17 protein-coding genes and 1 tRNA gene are annotated in these 23,263 nt (G+C 67.2%); 8 read left to right on the top strand and 10 right to left on the bottom strand.

Annotated elements, in window-relative coordinates:
* Positions 1-39: 39 nt before the first annotated feature.
* From AC5Y30_RS09505 to AC5Y30_RS09495, 3 genes are read left to right on the top strand one after another with little or no spacing between them, the layout of a single operon-like run.
* On the top strand, positions 40-1,029 hold the full coding sequence (locus AC5Y30_RS09505) for a hypothetical protein (protein WP_499917864.1): 990 nt from the start codon (positions 40-42) through the stop codon (positions 1,027-1,029).
* A complete protein-coding gene (locus AC5Y30_RS09500; RefSeq protein WP_499917863.1) occupies positions 1,026-3,587 on the top strand; it encodes a hypothetical protein in 2,562 nt (853 codons plus the stop codon). Before AC5Y30_RS09505 ends, AC5Y30_RS09500 begins: the two co-directional genes overlap by 4 nt.
* Before the next feature lies 1 nt (position 3,588).
* Entirely contained in the window at positions 3,589-4,470 is an 882-nt protein-coding gene (locus tag AC5Y30_RS09495) for a hypothetical protein (protein WP_499917861.1), read from the top strand.
* On the opposite strand, the gene AC5Y30_RS09490 is transcribed toward AC5Y30_RS09495, so the two are convergent.
* From AC5Y30_RS09490 to AC5Y30_RS09460, 7 genes are all read right to left on the bottom strand, one after another.
* Positions 4,467-5,792 (bottom strand): UDP-glucose dehydrogenase family protein, encoded by a 1,326-nt coding sequence (locus AC5Y30_RS09490; RefSeq protein WP_499917860.1) that lies wholly within the window; start codon positions 5,790-5,792, stop codon positions 4,467-4,469. The two genes, AC5Y30_RS09495 and AC5Y30_RS09490, sit on opposite strands and share 4 nt — an antisense overlap.
* A 92-nt stretch (positions 5,793-5,884) precedes the next feature.
* Positions 5,885-7,333 (bottom strand): DUF7159 family protein, encoded by a 1,449-nt coding sequence (locus tag AC5Y30_RS09485; RefSeq protein WP_499917859.1) that lies wholly within the window; start codon positions 7,331-7,333, stop codon positions 5,885-5,887.
* 164 nt (positions 7,334-7,497) lie between these two features.
* Positions 7,498-8,613, bottom strand: a complete 1,116-nt coding sequence (locus tag AC5Y30_RS09480; protein WP_499917858.1) for a DUF7159 family protein — start codon at positions 8,611-8,613, stop codon at positions 7,498-7,500.
* A 176-nt stretch (positions 8,614-8,789) separates the two neighbouring features.
* Positions 8,790-10,217, bottom strand: a complete 1,428-nt coding sequence (locus tag AC5Y30_RS09475) for a DUF7159 family protein (protein ID WP_499917857.1) — start codon at positions 10,215-10,217, stop codon at positions 8,790-8,792.
* 208 nt (positions 10,218-10,425) lie between these two features.
* Complete coding sequence (locus tag AC5Y30_RS09470; RefSeq protein ID WP_499918238.1) at positions 10,426-12,360, bottom strand: DUF7159 family protein; 1,935 nt, start codon at positions 12,358-12,360, stop codon at positions 10,426-10,428.
* Between the two features lie 131 nt (positions 12,361-12,491).
* Positions 12,492-13,064, bottom strand: coding sequence for a dCTP deaminase (gene dcd, locus AC5Y30_RS09465; RefSeq protein WP_499917855.1), 573 nt, complete (start codon positions 13,062-13,064; stop codon positions 12,492-12,494).
* A 30-nt stretch (positions 13,065-13,094) separates the two neighbouring features.
* A complete protein-coding gene (locus AC5Y30_RS09460; RefSeq protein WP_499918237.1) occupies positions 13,095-13,730 on the bottom strand; it encodes a VldE C-terminal domain-containing protein in 636 nt (211 codons plus the stop codon).
* A 172-nt stretch (positions 13,731-13,902) separates the two neighbouring features.
* Here AC5Y30_RS09460 and AC5Y30_RS09455 point away from each other — a divergent pair.
* A tRNA-Gly gene (locus AC5Y30_RS09455) sits at positions 13,903-13,976 on the top strand.
* A 139-nt stretch (positions 13,977-14,115) separates the two neighbouring features.
* On the opposite strand, the gene AC5Y30_RS09450 is transcribed toward AC5Y30_RS09455, so the two are convergent.
* On the bottom strand, positions 14,116-14,676 hold the full coding sequence (locus tag AC5Y30_RS09450; protein WP_499917854.1) for a TetR/AcrR family transcriptional regulator: 561 nt from the start codon (positions 14,674-14,676) through the stop codon (positions 14,116-14,118).
* Between the two features lie 103 nt (positions 14,677-14,779).
* Here AC5Y30_RS09450 and AC5Y30_RS09445 point away from each other — a divergent pair, with 103 nt between their 5' ends.
* Together AC5Y30_RS09445 and AC5Y30_RS09440 are read left to right on the top strand one after the other, a co-directional pair.
* The gene (locus tag AC5Y30_RS09445) at positions 14,780-15,709 is read left to right on the top strand and encodes an alpha/beta hydrolase (RefSeq protein ID WP_499917853.1); all 930 of its coding nucleotides are present in this window, start codon (positions 14,780-14,782) and stop codon (positions 15,707-15,709) included.
* A 112-nt stretch (positions 15,710-15,821) separates the two neighbouring features.
* The gene (locus tag AC5Y30_RS09440; RefSeq protein ID WP_499917852.1) at positions 15,822-16,613 is read left to right on the top strand and encodes an SDR family NAD(P)-dependent oxidoreductase; all 792 of its coding nucleotides are present in this window, start codon (positions 15,822-15,824) and stop codon (positions 16,611-16,613) included.
* A gap of 105 nt (positions 16,614-16,718) precedes the next feature.
* Here AC5Y30_RS09440 and mtnA read toward each other — a convergent pair whose 3' ends face one another.
* A complete protein-coding gene (gene mtnA / locus AC5Y30_RS09435) occupies positions 16,719-17,699 on the bottom strand; it encodes an S-methyl-5-thioribose-1-phosphate isomerase (RefSeq protein ID WP_499917851.1) in 981 nt (326 codons plus the stop codon).
* A gap of 46 nt (positions 17,700-17,745) precedes the next feature.
* The gene (locus AC5Y30_RS09430; RefSeq protein WP_499917850.1) at positions 17,746-18,405 is read right to left on the bottom strand and encodes a cutinase family protein; all 660 of its coding nucleotides are present in this window, start codon (positions 18,403-18,405) and stop codon (positions 17,746-17,748) included.
* Positions 18,406-18,579: 174 nt separating this feature from the next.
* On the opposite strand from AC5Y30_RS09430, the gene AC5Y30_RS09425 reads away from it, so the two are divergent.
* Positions 18,580-19,923: a lipase family protein gene (locus AC5Y30_RS09425; protein ID WP_499917849.1), complete on the top strand. Its 1,344-nt coding sequence runs from the start codon at positions 18,580-18,582 to the stop codon at positions 19,921-19,923.
* 141 nt (positions 19,924-20,064) lie between these two features.
* On the top strand, positions 20,065-23,259 hold the full coding sequence (locus AC5Y30_RS09420; RefSeq protein WP_499917848.1) for a Kelch repeat-containing protein: 3,195 nt from the start codon (positions 20,065-20,067) through the stop codon (positions 23,257-23,259).
* The last annotated feature ends 4 nt before the right edge of the window (positions 23,260-23,263 follow it).

The raw sequence follows: 23,263 nt of genomic DNA, 5'->3' as shown, positions 1-23,263 counted from the left end.
CAGTCTTACTAACCAATACGGGTCGGGAGGAGTACTGGGGTGGATCGCCAAGGGCTCGCCGCCGATTGGGAGAGTGGGATCGCACCGGCGGTAGCCGGGCTGCAGGACAACGCCTCAGAGCGCGGCCTGCAGCTGGACTACTCGATCGAATCGCTGCGCGCTGTGGAGTCCGTGATACGAACCCTGTTCGACGAACCGGAACACGTGTTGCACGCCGGGGAACGGCCGCTAGTTCAGGCATTGATGGCCTATATCGGGCTTACCCTGATACATCTCACCGGCGGGCGCTGGGACTGGGACGACGAACCGGGCTTTGCGCAGCGGGCCCATCCGCCGCTGACCGAAGCCCCGCTTGCCGAAGCGGTCGCCACCCAGAACTGGACGTGGCCCGATGCCGAAGACGCCGCGCCCGGGATTCCCGTCGCGGTCCCGGGCGACGGGCTGGGCCTCGAACCCGTCTCCCCATTGCACCTGTTGCTGGCAACAGTCGCGGATCGACCGGAAGATGACAGCGGGCCGCTGGCGCGCACCTACTCCGCATGGCAAGCAAAGGTCACCACCCCGCCGAAGCGCGGGGTGATCGGCATCGACATCTACGACAGTCCAGCCGCATCAACCGAATTGGACGCATGGCTCGCCGCGCGCCGGCGAGATTTTCCCGCTTGGGGAACCCGTTATCCGGGCACGTGGGACAACAGCCCGGAAAGCATTGACGCGCTCACCGAATTGACACACAGCGTCACGCCGACCGTGGATAGTCTTTACGACCCGGCCAACGCGGACTTCGTCGATGGCGCGACGTGGTACCTGGGCGAGATGTTGTGCCGCGCCGATCCTGCCCGCTGGGTGGACCGTCCACAGATGGTGCGAGACGGCGAGCCCGCCCTCGTCGGCTATCACATTCAAACCAATGACGAAGCCGCCACTACAAACCCGTTCCTGCTGCTGGAATTGTGCCTGACGACGGGGCAACCAAAGGCGCGAAGCGTTTACGACAAGTGGGTGGGTCACGGGGAGGCGCAATCGTGAAGGCAGCATTCCGAGGGCTCATCGCTGCGCTGCTGTTGGTCTGCTTTGCGTTCCACGCTCTTCCGGTCGCCCACGCGAATTACGGGGGTTACGGCGATTGCGACCCCGGGGTCCCCATGCCCGGCTACGACGCGACGCAGATGGCTCCGCCCGGCGAAATGCACACCTATGATTACGACCCCTTGAGCCCGGAAGTTCGTAACGCTCAAGAGCCTTCGCGAGCCGAACTCGCCGACATCGACGACAAGGGCGCGGTGCGCGGAAACGCGGACACGTTGCAGGGCATGAAAGCGCGCTGGAAGAAGTACGTCCTTGCCGGCGGCCCCAAGCCATGGGACAAGTGGAAAAAGGCCTACATCAACGTGCTCCAGAACCGTCGCGTCGGTCCGGCCTTCGAGAAGTTTATTTTCGAAGGTTGGGAGCTGGACAAGTTGCCGCCCGAAGCCGGCTGGCAGACCAATAAGCAACTGCCCAAAAACATTTCGCCGAACGGTCCCGTCTTCGACATCTTCAACATCGCCGACAGCGTGCCGGTCTCGAAATGGCTCATGATCGAAGCCAAGTCCGGCACCACGCTAGGTGCGCACGCCCGCAACCAATTCGTCGATCACGTCAAGAGAATGGGACAGCTCGGCTCGTCGCTCATGGTCATGTTCGCGGGCAGGCCCACCGACGCGACGCAGCGGTGGATGAAGCAAACGATCGACGATCTGAGGGCCGCCGGCGTCAAGATGCCCCCGGCGTTCTGTGCCCGCTATACACCGGCCAAGCCTCAGGAGAGACAGGGTCCGGGTTCGGCGGCGGGCAATTCGGCTCCGCGACCCGCGCCGGATCCTGTTCTGGATGAATCGGCGGATTCGCCCGAGGACCAAGCGCTCGAGGACCAGATAGCAAGTGGGCTCGAGGCGGAGGACAACCCGACCGAGCAGCAGACGCCCGCGCAGGCACCGACCAACGCGCCGATGCCGGTTGGCGCAAATCCAGCACCGGCGCCGCAAGCACCGGCTCCCGCGCCGCAAGCACCCGTCCCCGCTCAGCCCCCGGCGCTGCCGGCACCACAGGCACCCGCGGCTCCCGCGCCACCACGCCTGCCCGCACCGGCCCTACCGGCGCCACAACTACCCGTGGCGCCCGCACCACCGCGCCTGCCCGCGCCCGCCGTACCCGCACCGCGCCTGCCGGCGCCCGCGTTACCCGCACCACCGCGCCTGCCCGCACCGGCCCTACCGGCGCCACAACTACCCGCGGCGCCCGCACCACCGCGCCTGCCGGCGCCCGCGCTTCCCGCTCCCGCGCCCGCGGTGCCCGCTCCCGCCGCGCCCGTGCCGGCGCCCGCGGTGCCCGCTCCCGCCGCGCCCGTGCCGGTCTCGGCATCGCCTGGTCTCGGCGGCATCGACTTCACCTCGCTCGAGATGCGTTACGTCACCGACTCCGTCAACGGAAAACCGGCCATGCAGTACGCGTTCAGCGCTAACACCCTGCCGGCCACGGAGGCCTCCTACGGTGGGCGGCGCAACGCGAAGATGGCATTGGACGCCTTTTATGTCTGGCTGGCACTGCCACCGCAGAATTTCTGGGTGAACCTCAAGCCCACCGAACCTGACCGCATCATCGAGGCCGCATTCGGCCGGACCGAAGCCGGCGAGGTGCTGCTCGAGGCAGACCTGGAAATGAAACTGGTGTCCGCCCGACTGCAGAAGACCGACACCGAACTCGGTCGTCGTTTCGTCGACGCCATGCAGGGCAACAAATGCTATCTGGGTAGGCGGTTATGGATCGTGCCGCAACCGGCCGAAGTCCACGAAGACGGCGACCAGCTCTACATTCTCGACACGCCGCTCACGGTGAAGATCGGGACGGATCAAAGCGACGTCACTCCGGGCACAGACCTGTGCCAAGACCAGGATCCGGCGGTCACGGACCACAACGGTCAGCTGTACCAGCAGATGATCATGCCCGCGCTCATCGACGCGGTGAATCACAACCCTGATTTCGCCGACCTGCGCCGGGTCTACACCAGTCGGGTGGCGGCCGAGTGGTACCGAAAGCGCAACGCCAACAAGCCAACTCAGTACGCGAAGCTCATCGACTCCGGGAACATCGACGACCTGACGGTGCCATGGGATCCGCGCGCGGTGTGGGAGCGTTATCTGGATTCCACAAAGCACCCCGAGCCTACATTCAGCTGGACCGACGCCAAGGGGACAACGTGGACACGGTCTTGGGGCGGAGTCGATTTCAGTAAGGTGGAGACCCACGACATCGGCGCGCCGGAGTTCACCCAGAAGTACGACGCGGTGGCAAAGACAGCGGGGCCTTCGATCATCGGCCCGCTGGTCCAGGAAAACGCGAAGCAGGTGTGGTTGGGCAACGTGGTCACCTCGGTACCGTTGGACCAGATCTGGCCGTCGAAGCTGAGCCCGTGGGTGCCATTCGTGGCTCCGGCAACGGCGCCGTCAAAGCCGTTGTTCTACTTGGTGATTCTGCCCGCGGTGGCCTGGCTGGGCGGCGGCGGATATCTCCTCTGGCGCCGACGACGAGCGGCTGGGGTGCGCTGACATGGCCGGCCCGCAACATCCAGACCAGCACGCGGCGGGGTCCGACCCGTTCGGTGGCGATCCGTTCGGCAACACCGCATCCGACCCGTTCGGCGCCGATCCGTTCGCCGGCCCCGGCTCCGATCCGTTCGGCCGGAGCGAAGCCACCGCCTGGCTCCAACAGCAGGCCCACAGCGCGCCGCCGCCCCCGGCGGCTCCCCGTCGCGCACGCCCTGCGTCGCAAGCACTTCCGCCACCACCGGCAGCGCCCGCGCGGTCGAACCCGGCGCCACAGGCCGTCGACCCTTCCAAGCTGCCGGACACCGTGGCGTTCGCCAGTTGGTTGTTCGCGGGCATCGGTGCGGTCATGCTGACGATGGCCATCGCGGTCGCGATGGCCATCCCCGAATTCGACTGGTACTACGGCAGCCACACCTGGCTTGCGCTGTCAGCGGCGGCGGCCGGCGTGCTGCTCGGTGCGGCGATCATCTGGCAGGCGATACGGATCGTCAGGCATCGACGTCTCGCTCGGCCGGTCGCCGTGCTCGCGTGCGGGCTGACCTTGGCGCTCGCCGCATTCGGGCTCATCGTCGGACCCGGCGGTGCGGTGGCCTGGTTCACTCACCTGACGCAGGCGGGCGCCGTCACCGCGGCCGTCACCGCGGTCGCCACCGGCGTGCTGCTATTCCTACCCGCGTCCAACGCATACCTGCACCGGGACGCCCACAAGCCGCCTCCCCCTCCGACTTTCGCCGAGATCGTGAACGCGGCGCAGGACGCACCGACAGCCACGGCCCCACCCCAGCATCCACCGGCAAGCAACCGGGCCCCCACACCGCAGCATCCACCGGCAAGCAACCCGGCGCCCCCACCCCGGCCCGCCGATTTCGACCCGTTCTCCTAGGGCCGCGGGGCGCCCAGCCGGTATACCCGCCAGCCCGCCCGCTGCCAGCCGGCGGCATCCAGGCAGTTGCGGCCATCCACGATGACGCGGGCCCGCACGCGGTCGGCCAGGACGTTCGGATCCATGTCGACGAACTGGCGCCACTCGGTGAGCACCAGCACCGCATCCGCGCGTTCGCAGGCCTCTTCGACCGACACGGCGTAGTTCAGCGTCGGGAACAGGCGCTGCGCGTTGTCGAGGGCCTTGGGGTCGAAGACATTCACCGCCGCGCCGTTGAGCTGCAGCTGGCCCGCGACGTTAAGCGCGGGTGAGTCACGCACATCGTCTGATTCGGGCTTGAACGCCGCGCCGAGCACCGCGATGTTGGCGCCCAGCAGCGAGCCACCACAGGCAGCGCTGGCCAGTTCCACCATCCGGGTGCGGCGGCGCATGTTGATGCTGTCCACCTCGCGCAGGAACGTCAACGCTTGGTCGGCGCCCAGCTCGCCCGCGCGCGCCATGAACGCCCGAATGTCCTTGGGCAGGCACCCACCGCCGAAACCCAAACCGGCATTCAGGAATTGGCGTCCGATCCTGGGGTCGTAGCCGAGCGCATCCGCCAGGAGGCTGACGTCGGCGCCAGCGGCCTCGCATACCTCGGAAATGGCGTTGATGAACGAAATCTTCGTCGCCAGAAAGGCATTGGCGGAAACCTTGACCAGCTCCGCAGTCTGCAGATCCGTCACCAGAAACGGCACCCCGGCCTCGAGCAGCGGCCCGTACAGCTCACGAACGGCGGCCTCGGCGCGAGTCGAATCCGGGTTGACGCCCACCACGATCCGGTCCGGATTGAGGGTGTCTTGCACCGCGTAACCCTCGCGCAAAAACTCTGGATTCCAGGCGATTTCGACGTCGACACCATCCGGCGCCAGCGCGGCGGCACGCTGGTTCAGTTCGGCCGCGGTGCCCACCGGAACGGTCGACTTGCCAACCAGCACCGCCGAAGTCGTCAACCGCGGCACCAGCGCATCGATGACGGCGTAGACATGGCGCAGGTCGGCGCCGTATTCGCCCTTCTTCTGCGGTGTGCCCACGCCCAGGAAATGCACGTCGGCGAAGCCGGCCGCCATGTCGTAATCGGTGGAAAAGCGCAGCCGGCCCGCAGCCAGGTTCTCCCTCAACAGCTTTCGCAGGCCGGGCTCGTAGAAGGGGATGTCACCCCCGGCGAGCTTGGCCACCTTGCCGGGGTCGATATCGATCCCGAGCACGTCGTGTCCCAGTGCCGCCATCCCAACCGCGTGGGTGGCGCCGAGGTAACCCGTGCCGAACACGGTGCATCGCATACGTCCGGTGTAGGCGGCTGCTATGAGCTAAGTGCATCGCGGGGCTAAGCGGAAGGCAAACGGCAGATGACAGGTGGCGCCTGCCCCGCGGATTACAGCCCGGGAATGCCCGGGATGCCAATGTGCGGGCCGCCGCCGCCAAATCCTCCGTGACCATGGCCGCCGCCGCCCCCGCGTCCGGGGAAACCGCCGCCGTCGTCCCCGTGGCCACCACCGCCGCCGTGCCCGCCTCCCGGCGGCCCACCGAAGCCTGGCCCGCCGAGACCTGGAATTGGCAGCGGAATTGGTACCGGGACGGGCGCAACCGGCGGGGGTGCTGGCGGCGGTGCCGCCGGCAGCACAGGAGCGGGCGCGGGAGCCTCTGGCACCGGAGCGGGGGCGGGAGCCGCCGGCGCCGGAGCGGGTGCCTGCGGTGCGGCTTCGGGCGCAGGTGCCGGAGCCTGCGGAGCCGGAGCGGGTGCCGCCGGCGCGGGTGTCGGGGCCGCGGGAGCGGGAGCCGGCCGGGTGGGCGCGACGACAACGTTCTGGTTCGGGCTTGGCCGCACATTGGCTGTCGGCCGGATGGCGATGGCCAGCGACACGACCAGCGCCACCACGCCGATGACGAAGATCCCCGCCACCGCGGCCCCAACCGTCTTGAACGACCTGCGCTCGTTGTAGTCCGCTCCGACCAGTGCCGTCGCGGCGGTCTGCGAGCCGGTGAAGAACTCGTCCGGGTCGTCGGGCACGGCGCTGTACGCGAGCCCGTCCACACCGGCCTGGCCCGGGGTCTCGAAGTAACCGGGTGCCACGGCCAGCGGGTCGATCGCACCGGTGCCGGGATCTTGCGCGTAGGCCAAGGCCGCGGTGGACGACGAGAACAAGGGCGCATGCGCCGACGCCAGGGCCGCGCCGCGGGCCAGTGCGGTGTCCGGTTCCTCGGGCGCCGTCAGCGGCAGCGTGGTCGCCGCCTCCAGGGCGGGCTTGATCAGCGGGATGTCGACGCCGGAGCCGACGACGAACACCGCATCCGGGCGCGTCTCCATGTGCTCCGCGCCGGAGATCAGACGAGTCAGCTCGGCTACGGCCGCCTCGTCGTCATCGGGCAGGACCTGCCGCCGGACGTCGGAAATGGATCCGTCCGCGCTGTCGACGACCGCCAGCGTCGCGGTGTCGGGCTCGATGTAGAGCAGCGCCGTCTGTGCGTAGTTGGTCCGATGGCCTACCGCCTGGGCCAGCGCCGCCGCGGCCAAAAAGGCCGAGACGAGCATCACATTTTCGACCTTGTGGGCGGCCAGCTTGTCGCGCAGCGCGGCGGCCTCGAGCGGGTCGGTGAACGTGACGCCGGTCGATGCCAGTTGATAGCCGCCCTCTGCTGCGCCCTGACGCGTGCCCAAGATGGCCGACACTACCTGGTCCGAGGCGGCTACCGTTGCTGCGTCATCAAGCGCAGCGACGTCGAAGTTGTCTTCATCGACGGTCGCGCCGTCGCCATTTTCCCCCTCGACCAGCACCATCCGGACTGCGGTCGGCGCCATCGACACACCAAGTACGGTGTCCAAAGCTCCTCCAATAGTCGGTTGCTAGCCGTTCACGGTGGCGGCAGGCTCGTCGCACTTTGCGGTGACGCGAGACCTCTCCGAGATCCCACCGGTATTCCCCTAAAGACCCGATTTTACGCGCGTTCGGCACTCGGGCGGTGGCTCGGTGCCGGGCCCAGGCGCGGCTACGGGGACGGAATTTGAGTGCCGAGGTGGCGGTGCAGCCAATCCTCCCAGTGTTGATGGTCACCGGAGTGTGGCGAAGGTTGCGGCGGAGGCGGGGGCGCTTGGGGCGGCGCCACTGGAGCGTCCGTCGGCCGGGGTGGGCCGGGCGGGCCGGCATTGGGATTCTGCGGCGCGACGACGTTCGTGCCGACGTTCGGGCGCTGGTCCGCGTGCGGCCGGATACCGACGGCGAGCGCCAGCGCCAGCCCCAGGATGCCGGCGATGAAGACCATCGTGACGGCGGCGATCGTCAACACCGACTTGCGGCTGGGCTGCCGGCGCGACGGGGTGTCGGTAAGCCGGTGGTCGGAGACGGCGTCGCCTTCGGCGCTGTAGGCGAGTTCAGCCGCAGCCGCCGGGGAAGTCTGCGCGGCCGGGATCGATACCGTCCGCGGCGCTCCGAGGTTCGCGTTCGCCGCTGCCAACGAGGCGCCCCGCGCCAGGGCCATCTCGGGTTCCTCGGGTGTGGTCACCGACAGTGCGGTCGCCGCCTCGAGTGTGGGCTTGATCGACGGGATGTCGACCTCCGAGCCGACCAGAAACACCCCGTCCGGCCGCGCCCTCATCGACTCAGCGCGCGAGATCATCGCGGTCAGCTCCGCCAGCGCGGCGTCGTCGCTGCCGGGCAGCGGGTGCCGATGCAAGTCGGTGACCGTTCCGTCGGAGGTGTCGACGACCGCCAGGGTGGCGCTGGCCGGCTCGATGAGCAGTAACGCGGTGCGCGCCCAGTTGGTGGCGCTGCCCACGGCCTGCGCCAGCGCCGCGGCCGCCATGACCGCCGAGACCAGCATCACATTCTCAATCTTGCGTGCTGCCAACGCGTCTCGCAGCGCCGCCGCCTTGACGGGGTCGGTCCAGCTCACTCCACTGGATTTGAGCCGGTACCCACCCTGAGCAGCGCTGTCCCGGGTGCCGAGAATGGCCGCGACGACGTGATTCGCTGCGACAATGGGCGTTTCATCGTCGGCGACAGCAAAACCGTCCTGATCGACAGTCACCCCGCCGGCAGCTTCACCTTCGATGAGCACCATGCGGACTGTCTCAGGTGCCATAGACACGCCCAGTACGACGTCCACCGCTCCTCCAAATCGTCCAAATTGGTTGCTGCGCCATGCCGTACGGCTGCGTTGCCACCGCCTTGGGTCCCGCGATTCGCGAGTCAGCCGAACTCAATCACAGTTCTGGCCGCGGCCACACCCTAGTCCGCCACCCTAGCCCGACGGGTCAGACACGCGCGCGAACCGTGAACGCGCTATCGATGGCCGAATCCGTGACCACCACCGAAGCCGTGGCCGCCGAATCCATGACCACCACCGAAACCGTGGCCACCGCCGAACGGTCCGTGACCCCCTCCGAACGGTCCGTGACCGCCGAATGGACCGTGACCGCCGAACGGTCCATGACCGCCCAAGGGGCCGTGACCCCCACCGCCACCGCCCAGGCCGGGCAGCGGCAGCCGCGGCGGCGGAACGAACACGGGCGGCGGCAGGACCGGTGCGGGCGGCGCCGGCGCGACGGGGTGCGGCACAGCCAACGGCCGCGGCTGCGGCGGCGCGACTTTCGGTTGAGCCTGCACGGGCGGCGCCGGATTGGGCGGGGCCGGCGTGGGGGCTGGGGCGACGATGTTCTGGTTGGGACTGGGCCGCAGCGCGACGGTCGGACGGATGCTGATCGCCAGCGCGATTTCCAGCGCCACCACCGCGGCGATGAAGATCACCGCGAGCGAGCTGCTGACCAGCAACACAGACTTGCGCCGACGCGCGCGTTCATCAAGAGCGATCATGGTTTTGGCGTCGGCGTCTTCGTCGCCCACGGCGCTGTACGCGACGTTGGTCGTGCCCTTGTCGGCGTCGGCGGCCAGGGCCGCGATGTGGCTGCGGTATTCGGGTTGATACGCGGCAAGCAGGCCGGGATGTTGTCCGGCGAGCGCGAGCGGGTCCACTTCGCCGGTGCCCGGGTCCAGCGCGTAGGCCAGGGCGGCCGTCGATGACGCGAACAGCGGCGCATTCGCCGAAGCCAGCGCGGCGCCTCGCGCCAGAGCCATCTCCGGCTCGTCGGGCACGGACAACTCGAGCGAGGTCGCGGCCTCCAGGACCGGTTTGATCATCGGAATGTCGACCCCGGAACCGACGAGAACCAGTCCTTGCGGGTGCGTTTCGAGCGCCTCGGCGCTGGACGCCATGTCGACGAGTTCGGCTACCGCTTGATCCTCGTCGTCCGCGAGCGTTCTGCGCCGCACCTCCGAGACCGAGCCGTCAGCGGTGTCGACCACGGCCAGGGTTGCACTGTAGGGCTCCACGAAGAGCAGGGCGGTGCGCTCGTAGTTGGTGGCGTCACCGACGGCCTGCGTCAGCGCGGCCGCGGCCATGAAAGCCGAGACCAGCATGACGTTTTCGACCTTGTGCGAGATCAGGGCGTCGCGCAGCATCGCCGCTTCGACGTGATCGGTCCACGTCACACCGGTCGAAAGCAGTTGGTAGCCGCCGTCGGCGGCGCCTTCCCGGGTGCCGAGGATCGCCGAGATCACTTCGTTGGGGGCGGTGCCGGGCAGAGCGGTGCGTTGCGTGTCGACGTCGAAATCGTCCTCGTCGACGGTGACCCCGTCGGCGCTTTCGCCTTCGACCAGCACCATGCGCACCTTCGTCGGCGTCATCGAGACGCCGAGCACGATGCCCACCACCGCTTACGCTCCTCCAACACCACTATTGAATCGATCACCAGTGATTTCGTGCCGATAGCAGAGGGCGGGCTGCGAGCCCACACACGATGCTGGGCTGATGAAATTCTGGCGGGTCTGGCGGCATTTTTTGACCAGCCTCAATACCCCGACCCTACTCGTGTGATCTCGACAGCGAGCGCGGAGCGCTGTGGGTTAGTTGGCAATCGGACTAGTGATGTCCGCCGCCACCGCCGCCGCCCCCACCGCTGTGGCCGCCGCCAAAGCCACCGCCGCCGCCGAAGCCCCCAAGACCACCGCCCCCACCGCTGTGGCCGCCACCGAAGCCCCCGAGACCACCGCCGCCACCAGGAGCCGGCGCATGACCGCCACCGAAACCGGGAAAACCGCCGGGGCCACCACCGCCGGGAGCCGGCGCATGACCGCCGCCGAGGCCGGGAAAGCCGCCGGGGCCACCACCGAACCCGCCGAGACCGCCACCGCCGGGGACACCTGCGGGAGGCGTGGGAACGTGACCGCCGCCCAAACCGCCCGGACCGCTACCAGGGGCGGGAACGTGCCCACCACCCAAACCGCCGGGACCGTTTTCCCCAGGCGTGGGATTGTGGCCGCCGCCGTAGTTGCCGGGACCGGTCGGCTTGGGAGGGGTGCCCTCGCCCGGGGGCGTCTGATGCGGTGGTGACTTCGGAACGGTGACCTGCGGCGGTGCCTGCGGAACGGTGACCTGCGGCGGTGACTTCGGAACGGTGACCTGCGGTGGTGACTTCGGAACAGTGACCTGCGGTGGTGACTGCGGAACGGTGACCTGCGGCGGCTGGGGAAGGCGAACCGGCGGCTGGGGCTGCACCGGCTGCGGGATGGACAACCGCGGAGCCTCCAGCATCGGGGGACTCTCGACCGGGTTGGGAATCGGAATGCGGACGGGCACCGGAATCGGCACCGGAGCAACCACGACGGGAACCGGAGCAACCGGGGCCGCGGGCGGCGGAGGCGCCGCCGGCGGGGGAACCGCGGGCAGCGGCGCGGCAACCGGCGGGCTCAACGGCTGGGGCGCGGCCGCGGGGGCGGGCAGGCTGATCTTCGCCAGCGGTTCGGACGCCTGCACCGGCGCCGGGGCCGACGCCTGCTCGGGGACGATCAAGTGCTGACCAGGGGTGGGCTGCAAGGCAACGGTTCCCGTCGTGCGGATGCCGATGGCCAGCGCGATCTCGAGCGCCAGCACGGCGCTGATCCCCACCACCGCCAGCCCGCTGCCGACAAGCAGTGCCGGCCGCCGCCTGGGCTGGCTTTCTTCGGGAAGGAAAAGCTTTTCGATGACGACGGTCGGCGAATCGGCGTCGTCGTCTGCCACCGCGCTGTAGGCGAGTTCGTCGTCGCCGGACTGCTGCCCGAACGGGACATAGAGATACTCGGGAAGGGAGTACTGGTCGACGGCGCCGGTACCGGGGTCTTGCGCGTAGGCCAGCGCGGCGGTCGACGAGGCGAACAGCGGCGCGTTCGCCGACGCCAGTGCCGCGCCGCGGGCCAGCGCCGTCTCCGGCTCCTCGGCCACACTCACATCGAGGAACGTCGTCGACTGCAACACCGGCTTCAACGGCGCGACGTCAACCCCCGAGCCGACCAGGAATAGGCCGCCCGGCGGGAGTTCCAGCTTCTCCATCCCGGCGACCATCGCGCCGAGCTGCGCCGCAACATCGCCGTAGTAGTCGGCGTGCAGCTGTTGCTTGTAGACGTCCGGGATGGAACCGTCGGCGGTCTCGACGACCGCCAGAGTCGCGGTGTCAGGCTCCACCAGGAGCACCGCGGTGCGCTCGTAACCCATTGCGCCGCCGACGTTTTGCGCCAGCGCCGCGGCGGCCAAGAACGCGGAGACGAGCATCACGTTGTCGATCCGGTGAGCGGACAGCGCATCGCGCAGCGCAGCGGCTTCGAGTTGATCCGTCCATGTCACGCCGATGGACGACAGCTCGAGGCCGGCATCAGCGGCACCCTCGCGGGTGCCCAGGATCGCGGAGATCACCTGATCGGGCCCGGTCGTCGCAGCTACATTTTCGACGTCGGCGACGTCGAACGTGTCCTCTTCTACCGTGGCGCCGTCGGCGTATTCGCCTTCCAGGACGACCATTTGGATCGACGACGGTGCCATCGACACCCCGAGCACGATATCCAATACAAACCCCTCCAAAGGTATTGCACGACGAACCATGGCCGGGCGGAGGAAAAAACCATGGCTAACTAAGTATCGCCCACACGGGGAGCGTGAGAGCCCCGCAGAACCTATGTAGTCCGTATGAAGTTCTGATAGGAGCGCGACGGCGTAGGTCCTCGCTGACCCTGATACTTCGAGCCAACTTGCGTACTGCCGTAAGGGTGTTCGGCGGGACTGGTCAACCGCAGAATGCACAGTTGACCGATCTTCATGCCGGGCCACAGGGTGATCGGCAGGTTGGCGACGTTGGACAGCTCCAGCGTGATGTGGCCGCTGAAGCCGGGATCGATGAAGCCGGCCGTTGAGTGTGTCAGCAGGCCCAGGCGGCCCAGCGACGACTTGCCCTCCAGGCGACCGGCGAGGTCGTCGGGCAGGGTGATGAGTTCCAGCGTCGAGCCGAGCACGAACTCTCCGGGATGCAAGACGAACGGCTCCCCGGCGGCGGGTTCGACCAGGCTCGTCAGCTCGTCTTGCTGCTTGGCCGGATCGATGTGGGTGTAGCGGGTGTTGTTGAACACCCGGAACATGGTGTCGAGCCGCACGTCGATGCTGGACGGCTGCACCAGGCTGCCTTCGAAGGGCTCGATGCCCAACCGCCCGGCGGTGATTTCGGCCCTGAGGTCGCGATCGGAGAGCAGCACGCGACGAGCCTAGCTTCTCCCCGATCGAGCTCAGCGGAGATAGACCTCGCTGCCGGTGGGATATCCGCCGCCGGTCGTCGTGACGTGTACGTGGTCGTAGTGGCCGAGCCGGCTCGCCTGCGCTCCGTTCGGCGTGTAGTAGACGCCTCGCCAGATCGCATCCTGGATGCCGAACCGGTTGGCGTTCTGTAGCACGTAGGCGACGATCGCATTGCCCAGCGCGATACCGTCGGCCGATTGCGGGTTCGGAATCATCACATCGATCGCCAGGCCTAGGGGGTGCCACGGCAACGGATCCGGGCGCACTCCCCCCATCTCGTGGATCTGCGGAAATTCCGCGGTGATGTTGCGCGCGGTCAAGATCGTCCGGATCTGCAGCCCCCGTTCCGGGGCGACATCGGCGGTTAGGAAGCGGGCCCGGGTGTGGTAGCGCGACGCCGCCGTCGGCTCGCCGTCAGCGGCTTCTTTAATAAGCCGATTCGATGCCGCGGTGACGATTTGTACGCAGCAGGGGGCGACGTCGCTGATAACGGGCTTAGCCTCGGTACGGGGTGCAAATGGGTGGACGTCCGCCGACACCGCGAAGAACACCGCCGCAGGGGCGACGACTGCTGCCAGGGCCACTGACGGTTTACGCCGCTTCCTGGCTAATCGGTGTCGACCCACCCGCAGCACATTACGGTGCGATAACGGAATAATAAATATGAGCATGTGAATTTGTGAAAGGAATAACTCGGGTTTGGGCGCGATGGCGCACAACGGGCGCGGCGATACCCGTCGATGAGCCGTCCTGACCTCGACGGCTGCCGTCGGGTGCTAGCCTTCCTTGGCGAGAAGTGCCGATGTAGTTCAATGGCAGAACATCAGCTTCCCAAGCTGAATACGCGGGTTCGATTCCCGTCATCGGCTCCACATATGAGCAGGTATTTCGTCCGCTCACTCCGCCTCGGTCGACGGTCGGTCCCGTAACAGTCCCTTGCCAATCGAACTGCTTCCCGGAGCAGTTATCCGGTGCGCGTCGAGGGGGAAGCGTTGAGGGAGACTTGCCTGCTCAGGACGGGTGCGGCTGGGTCACAGTCCAGCGTGAAGCCAGGGTGTCGCAAATGGTGCGTTGCTCAACCTCATTCAGGTCGTGCATGAGGAGTCCTTCGACGGTGAAGATGCCGATCATCACTTCGGCCTCCACGGTCGAAGTCGACACTCCCGCGGTCTCCAATTCGTAACGGAACATGCCGCCGGTGATCAGATGGAAGTTGTGATGCCACTCGGCGATGGCGGCCGAATGTTCGACGCGGGCGTGCACCGTCGTCACCAGGCGGCTCATCTGTTGTAACTGACGAACCACCCACAGCACTCGAGCGGGGATCGGTTCGGTCGCAACCTGTTGGTACTGCGGCCAGACGTCGGCCATGACGGAGTCGAGCACAGCGATGAGAACGTCGTCCTTATCCCCGAAATACCAGTAGATGGTGTTTGGTGCCACCCCGGCCTCCTTCGCGAGGCGACTCATCGGGGTGGCGTCGTAGCCAGTATCGATGAACAGCCGTCGTGCTGCCGCGACGATTTCTGCCCGCTTCTCTTCGGCGGCCTGTGGACGCTTGTTCCGTGCCATGGCTCCCTCTGCATCGACTAGATCACACTATGTTGAACGACATTCAAGAGCTTGGTACCTTTTGTTGAACGTCATTCAAGATACCCGATGGAGACCCGCGACGATGAACCAGCCACTTAGCTACGTCCGACACGACGTGACCTTTTTGTCCGAGGAGACAGCTTGCGCCGCGTGGCTCTACCGTCCCGAAGGCGTCAAGAACCCGCCCATCGTCGTACTGGCCCACGGGTTTGCCGCCTTCCGCGAACTGCGCCTGGACGCCTACGCCGCACGATTCGCCCAGGCAGGTTACGCCGCACTGGTGTTCGACTACCGGCACTGGGGCGCCAGCCAAGGACAGCCCCGCCGCATCCTTGACATCGCCAAACAGCACGCTGACTGGCGGGCCGCCATCGCCTACGCCCGCAGCCTGGACAACGTCGACACCACCCGGGTGGTGGGATGGGGTTCGTCCTTCGGCGGTGGCCACGTTCTCAACTTGGCCGCCCACGACCACGATCTCGCAGCCGCCATCGTCCAGGTGCCCCACGTCACCGGACCCGCATCCGCGTTCTCCCAATCCCCCACTTTGGTCGCACGCCTGATAGCCGCAGCTCTGCGTGATCAGGTCGGCGCATGGCTCGGGCGGGCACCGCACCGGGTGAAGTCCGTCGGCAGGCCCGGCGAGGTCGCGATGATGACCTCACCCGGCGCCTATGAGCTCGTGGAGGAGATGGCCGGGGGCGAAGCGGCCGAGCACAAGCGCGAGCAGCTCCTCGCCGAAAACGACGTCGCCGCGCGCATCGCCCTGCGCGTGCCGTTGTACTCACCGGGACGCAAGGTCGCAGACATCACCGCACCGACACTGGTGCAGCTCGCCGAACGTGACGACGTCACTCCCTACGCCAAAGCCAAGAAGATCGTGGCCCGCATCCCCCACGGCGAAGTCCGCTCCTATGACTGCACGCACTTCGAGCCATACCTGGATCCGCACTTCGACGGGATCGTGACGGACCAGATCGACTTCCTCAATCGCCACGTCCCACTGACGTGACGCAACGCCAAGCGGCCTTCCACCCGCAGAGACTCGACACCCGCCGCGCACCAGAGGCGCACCCCCGATTCGGCCATGGCGGCCGACGCCTATTAGTAAGGAACACCCATCCATGAACACGGCCCGACGTGCCGCCCTGATCACGGGGGCATCTGCCGGCATTGGAGCGGCCTTCGCTCGCCACCTCGCGACCGAGGGCTACGACGTGCTGCTCGTCGCCCGACGCGCCGAGCGCCTCGAAGAACTCGCCACGCAACTACACCAACAAAACGGCGTGCGCGCCGAAGTGTTCGCCGCCGACCTCACCGACCCCTCTGCACCCGCTGCGATCACCACCCGCGCAACGGAATTGGGCCTGCCCATCGACGTGCTTATCAATAACGCAGGACTTTCGGCCAGCACAAAATTCTCCGACACCTCCTGGGACTCGGTCGCCGGAGAACTTCAACTGATGGTCACCGCACTAACCGAATTGATCCACCGAGCCATCCCTGGCATGAAACAACGAGGGTGGGGACGCATCGTCAACCTGTCCTCACTGGCCGCGATGTCCCCACCGGGAGAAGGGCTGCTGTACACCGGCATCAAGTCCTACGTGCTGAACATGTCGCAATCCCTCGACATGGAACTCAAACCCCATGGCATCCATGTGACTGCGCTCTGCCCCGGCTTCACCCACAGCGAGTTCCACGACGTGATGGGCACCCGCGATGCCGCCGACCGCCTGCCGGGCTTCTTGTGGCAACAGCCTGATCCCGTTGTCCGCGAGGGATGGGCCGCCGTGACCAACGGCAAGCCCGTCTGCATACCGGGCATCGTGAACAAACTCACCGCCGCGGCCATACGCCCGGTCCGACAGCGCACTCAGTACTTCCTCGGCCGCACCTTCAATCCCTTCAAATAGACAACATCATGAAGCCTCTGGAGAGGAGCGAAGGACCTTCAAAGCACGCCCTCCTGGGTGGACGGCATGAAAAGATCCGCGGGCGTTGGCGCGTGCAGCACACCCTTAACGCTGGCCATCCTGGGGCCGGTAGGGGCCGTGCTCGGTTACGACGGCGGTGATGAGCCCGGCCGGGGTCACGTCGAAGGCAGGATTGAAAACGTCCGCGTCGGGCGGGGTGATCGTGGTGCCGCTGAACGTCCTGAGTTCGTCGGGCGCGCGTTCCTCGATGGCGATCTCGGCGCCAGTGGCAAGCGATCCGTCGACCGTGGACGAAGGCGCGACCACGACGAGCGGCACGTGGTGATGATGGGCCGCGATGGCCAAGCCGTAGGTGCCGATCTTGTTGGCGACGTCGCCGTTGACGGCGATCCGGTCGGCGCCGACGAGCACGCAGTCGACCAGGCCGCGTGCCATCGCCGCCGCGGCGGCGCCGTCCGGCTGCACCCGGTAGGGCACGCCCGCCTGCGCCAGCTCCCACGCCGTCAGCCGGGCGCCCTGCAGCAACGGACGTGTCTCGTCGACCAGCACCGACTCCACCAGTCCGCGCTCATGCAGATGCCACACGACACCGAGCGCACTGCCCCAGGCCACGGTGGCGAGATGGCCTGCGTTGCAATGGCTTAGCAGCCGCAGCGGGCGGCGATCACATAGTGCGAGCACGATCTCGGCGGCGTGGGCGGATGCCGCACGGTTGAGACGTTCGTCCTCGTCGAGGATTTTCAGCGCTTCGGCGAGCACGGCTTCGGCGCCGTCGTCGAGTTTCTCGAGCGCACGCGCGGCCCCCCAGCTGAGGTTGACGGCGGTCGGTCGCGCCTTCGCAACTCGCTCGGCCGCAGCCCGGATGTCGCCTCCTTCGCGGGCCGCCAGCACGACGCCGAGCGCCCCCGCCGCGCCGAGTGCCGGGGCGCCGCGCACCGCCAGGCGGCGGATCGCGTCGATCAGCTCGTCGACGGTGCGCAGACTGACAACGCGGTATTCCGTCGGCAAGGCGGTCTGGTCGATGATCGTGACGGCGTCGCCGTCCCAGTCAATGGTCCTGCGCACGAGCCGAATCTAGCCCGCGGCTGGCGCAGCCCACCGCACGCTTCACCTATAACTTGCCGGCGACGAAGCTAGCCGCCTGATCCACCAATCCGGAGTCGATGTATGAGGGCTGCAGATGCGACGGCCAATTCGTTCCTCTCCCGCAGATGGGATCGCCGGCCGCGCACTGGTCGATCGTCTTACCGGCGAAGGCAGGGGCGAGTCGCCGAGTGCCGTTACCGAACAACGCGACCGCCGCGATGTGCTGATCCACGCCTGGCGGCAGTGGGTTGGTGAACCCGAATGCCGCGCGGCCCCCGGTCACGAGATCAGCCACCTCGGCCCCCAACGAATAGCCGCCGAGCACTATCCGGGTGTTCGGGCAACTTGCGGCCATGAATTGCACGTGGGCGCTCATATCGTTGGCGCCACTGACGGTCGTTATGTTGGCGGGATAGTTAACTCCATAAACGCCGACCGACATACGCGTCTTGCCACGCAGTGAATTGACGAATGCGTCGCCGACTGCGCCGGCGCCGGGTGGTTCCTCTCGGCCGCGAGCGAAAACCACTTCGGCATCGGGGCACGCCGCCGATGCCGCCGGAATCAGCGCCGATAACGGAAAATGCATGGCTGCCAGGGTGATCACCAAAGCCGCGGCGAGCAGGCCGGCGGCCGCCAAGTTGAAGACACGATGCTCGCCCGGTGTTCTCGCGACAAGCCTCATGACGCGATATTACGGATTCACCGACGATGCGTTGACCAATCCGGTCTAAAGTGTGGTAGCCCAACAAATTGATCGACCGCAAACAGGGTTGAACACGGGCATCGCGGGTAATGCAAAACCGCGGGCGGCGCGAGCGCGCCCCGCCTGCGATATGCCCAGGGGGTCGCCACATCAATGGATAGCCATTCCGCCACGCCGGTGAAAGTCGCAAGCCCGCCACACGATGAGCTTCGACGCGGTGAACGTCCGATCTCACCCGACGATGATCCGTTCTACCGAGCGCCACAGGGCTACGAGCACACGGAACCGGGGACGGTGTTGCGCTCGCGCGACGTGCAGATCGGATTTCTGGGTCTCATCAGTCAGCCGGTGAAGGCCACTCAGTTGCTTTACCGCACCACGAATCTGCACGAAGAACCGGAAGTCGCGGTGACGACGGTGCTTGTCCCGTCGCGGCGCGAGTCGGACGTCGCTGATCGGGTCCTCTCCTACCAATGCGCCATCGACGCTGTTGCGTCGCGCTGCTTCCCTTCATTTGCGATGCGCCGCGGCGCGGGACCGATCGGTGCGTTCGTCCAAGCCGAGTACTTGTTGGTGACGGCCGCGCTGGCCGAGGGCTGGGTGGTTTGCGTACCCGATCACGAAGGTTGCCACGGCATGTGGGGCGCTCCGGTCGAGCCCGGCTACCGGATTCTGGACGGGCTGCGGGCCGCGATGCGGTGTGAGCGCTTGGAATTGTCACCGTCTGCAGCGGTGGGTCTGTGGGGATATTCGGGAGGAGGGCTGGCGTCGGCGTGGGCGGCCGAACTCTGTGAGCGGTATGCACCGGAGCTCAATATCGTTGGCGCCGTTCTCGGTTCGCCCGTCGGCGACCCGGGCAGTGTGGCGCGCCGCCTCAATGGCAGCTTCTTCGCCGGCCTCGCAGCGCTGATGATCTCCGCGTTGACGCAAGTCTTCCCCGGCGCGCAGAGGGTCGTCGATGAGCACGCGACCGACGAGGGCAAGGCGTTGCTCGACGAGTTGCAGACGATGTCGACGGCCCAGGCTGTGTGGCGCTTCCGCAACGTCGACATCGGGTCCTACGTCGACATGACGGCCGACGAGCTGTGGGACCTACCCGACGTGCGCCACATCTTCGATGCGACCAAGCTCGGCAAGTCCAGGCCCAAACCCGCGGTGCTGGTCGTGCAGGCAGTGCACGACGGAATCATCAGCGTCGACGACATCGATGCGCTGGTGGACGAATACGAAGGCCTCGGCGCGGCGGTCACCTATCACCGCGACCGGTTCTGTGGGCATCTGCTGTTGCATCCACTGTCGGCGCCCATGACGCTGAGGTGGCTGCGCGACCGATTCGCCGATCGGCCCGTCGACGAACACAAAACCCGCACGGTGTGGCCGACGCTGTTCAACCCGTCGACGTACTTGGGCATGGCCAAGTTGGGTGTGATCACGGCGAAGGTCGTCCTCGGGCGTTCCGTCGAACGTCAGCCGCTGTCGACGACGGATGCCCGCTAACTACTCACCAGGGGCGACGCCAACGGAGAAATCGTAGCGCCGCTCGCCTCTCAAGATCGTCGCCTGAACCGCCCGGACGACGCGCGGATGTTCGCTACGCTTGACCCGATTCGTAAATCCCTGGGAAGTTGAGGCCAGGTAATGGCTGAAAGACCCAAGACTCGCGCCCCGGCGTCGGGACGGCGCGAGGTCGTGGCGGAGTTAGCCGCTGCCGGATTCGACAACGCGCGCCAGGTCGCTCGAGGCGCCGCCGGAGTGGTGTATTGCTGTCGCGAGACCGCGCTGGGGCGCAACGTTGCGATCAAGGTGCTGCCGCCATTCAGCGATGACGCGGGCCGCGAACGATTTCTCCGTGAGGGTTACGCGATGGGTGGGCTCTCCGGGCATCCGAACATCGTCAACATCCTGCGGGTCGGCGTCACCCCCGAGGGCCGTCCCTACATCGTCATGTCGTACTGCCCCGCGGGTTCGCTGGGCTTACGGGTGCAGCGAGAGGGACCCATCGCCTGGCCCGAAGCCGTGCGGATCGGTGTGAAGTTGTGCGGGGCGCTGGAAACCGCACACCTGAGCGGCACCCTGCACCGCGATATCAAGCCGGCGAACGTACTCGTCAACGACTACGGCGAACCGCAATTGACCGATTTCGGGACCGCCCACGTCCCCGGCGGATACGAGACGGCGGCCGGATTGTTCTCCGGCACAATCGATTACCTGGCGCCCGAGATAATGACGGGCGAGCCCGCGACGGTTGGCAGCGACGTTTACTCGCTCGGCGCCACGATCTATGCGCTGATCGCCGGTAACGCCGCCTACGAGCGCCGCGGAAACGAAGACCTGCTCGCCCACTACACGCGGATCAACAACACGCGGATCCCGGACTTGCGTCATAACGGAATCCCGGACGCGGTGTGCTCGGCGATCGAGATGGCGATGTCGCCCGACCCGGATGAACGCCCGCCATCAGCAGCGGATTTCGGTCGCGGGTTGCAGGAGACGCAGCGCCGCAACGGCCTCAAGCCCGATGCGATGGCCATCACTGCCTCCGCCGGTTCGGGACGCACGGTGGGCACCTCGGCGGGCCTGTCGGAGACGCGGACCCTATCGCCGGCCGGGCGTGGCGGTAAAGCGGGCGCGTCGACCCAAAGGCCGCCAAGAATCGCCAAGCCGGGCCCGCGCAGTGCCGACGCGGAAAACGCCACCTCGCTGATCAATCCGCTGAAAGGCCGTGGGAATACGGCGTCGCCGTCACAGCCCACCGGTCCGCAACCCTCCGGTCCTCGCAGCCCCTTTGTAGACGCCCGCAGACCAAATTCGGCCCCGCCGAACACATCTGAGCCGACCCAAGCGATTGCCGAAGCCACCAGCATGACCGAGGCGATCGCCCCGCCGGCGGACCCACCCGCGGTCGGGCGCCGCGGGCTGGCCGCCGGAGCGGTGGCATGGATGGGCTCGTCGAAAAAGAAGCGCAACCGCGTAACGGCGCCACTGATCGCCGTGGGAATCCTGGTGGCGGTGCTGGTGCTGGGCATCGGTGTCTACGTACTGCTTTCGCAAGGCAACAAGCAGCACAGCACCACCGCGAACCAACCGGGCGGCCAACCGGTGAAATGGCAGCCGATCACCAATGCCCGCATCGCTCGCCAAGCGGCGGCGACCACGCAAGCCGACGGCACCATCTGGATATTCGGCGGAATGGGCAGCAACCGTGCGCTCGTCCCGAACCACGAGGGCTACGACCCGGTCATCGACAGCTGGAAAAGCGGTGACGATCTACCTGTTCCGGTACAACACGCGATGGCGGTGACGTGGCAGGGCAATCCGATCGTCCTCGGGGGCTGGCGCGCCGCGGGCGCGCAAAAGGTTGCCAGCGACCAGGTTTGGCGGGTGGTCAACAGCCATTGGGTTGAACTCCCCCATATGCTGCAGCCCCGGGCGGCAGCGGCGGCGGCGGTGGTGGGCGACCGCATCATCGTCAGCGGCGGGGTCGACTCGAATGGCGCGCTGCTGAACACCGTCGAGATCTTCGACGGCAATTCCTGGACCCTCGGCGCCCCCATACCGACCCCCCGCCAGATGCTGTCCGCGGCGTCGGACGGGAAGGTGGTGTACGCGGTCGGCGGCACCAACGGGACCGCCGAGCTGGCGACGGTCGAGGCGTATGACCCTGCCGCGAAAACCTGGACGCGGTTGCCGGACCTTCCCCAACCGCGCGGAGACCTGGGCGTGGCAATAGCCGACCGGCGCCTGGTCGCCGTCGGGGGGCAGTCGGCGGGGCAGGTCCTCAAGAGCGTGTCGGTGCTCGATCTGACGACCAACACGTGGGCGGGCCTGCCGGACATGGCGACGGCGCGGCACGGCATGTCGGTCGCCGCGGTTGGGCAAGCCGTGTACTCGATCGGCGGGTCGAGCGATGTCGGCGACGGCCAAGCGACCTCGTCCGCGGAGGCGCTGCAACTACCGCCGCGTCGAATGCAGCCGGCCGCGCAGTGGCGTTCCCTGCCCGACGCACCGACGGCGAGATTGATGACGGCGTGGACGGTGCTCGACGACAAGATCTGGATCGTGGGCGGCTTGCGCGACGGGGTCGCGCTGCAAACGGTCGAAAGCTACGACCCCCGCACCGGCATCTGGCAGCCGCAACCCGCATTGCCCGTCCCGCTGCATCACGCCGCGGCGGCAACCTATCGCGGCGAGGTGGTGGTGCTCGGGGGCGCCAGCGGCGACCTCACGCAGGCGTCCGCCAAGGTGTTCGCGCTGCGCGCCGGCAAGTGGGTGGAGTTGCCCAGCCTCGCTCACCCTCGCGCAGCGCTGGCCGCCGCTGCGGTCGGCGACAAACTCGTAGTCGTCGGCGGGCAGAACGCCAAACAGCTGGTCGGCCAAACCGAGGTCTTCGACGGCAGCTCGTGGCACGACGCGGCCAACATGCCCACCCCGCGTGAACATCTGGCCGCGGTGTCTGACGGAACCTACGTGTACGCGGTCGGCGGGAGGTTCCTGTCGTCCGACAAGAACTCCGCGGCGTTCGAACGATTCGACCCGCAGGCCGGGACGTGGACCAAGCTGGTCGACATGCCGACCCCTCGCGGCAGCTACGGCGCCACCTTGATCGACGGCCGAATCCTGGCGGTCGGCGGTGAGCAACCGACGCAGGTGGTGGGCGTGGCCGAGATGTACGACATCGCCAATGGAACGTGGAACACGTTGCCGCCCATGCCAACTCCGCGCCACGCCGAGGCGGTCGCCACGGTGGGCAACACCGTCTACTGCATCGGTGGGGCGAACCGGCCCACCCATGAAGGCCCGGTGGCCACGGTCGAGGCGTTGGACTTCATCTAGCGGA

Source organism: Mycobacterium sp. NGS27 (genome assembly GCF_059813005.1).
Note: the sequence above shows the minus strand (reverse complement) of the source record. Positions and strands in the feature narration are given on the sequence as shown.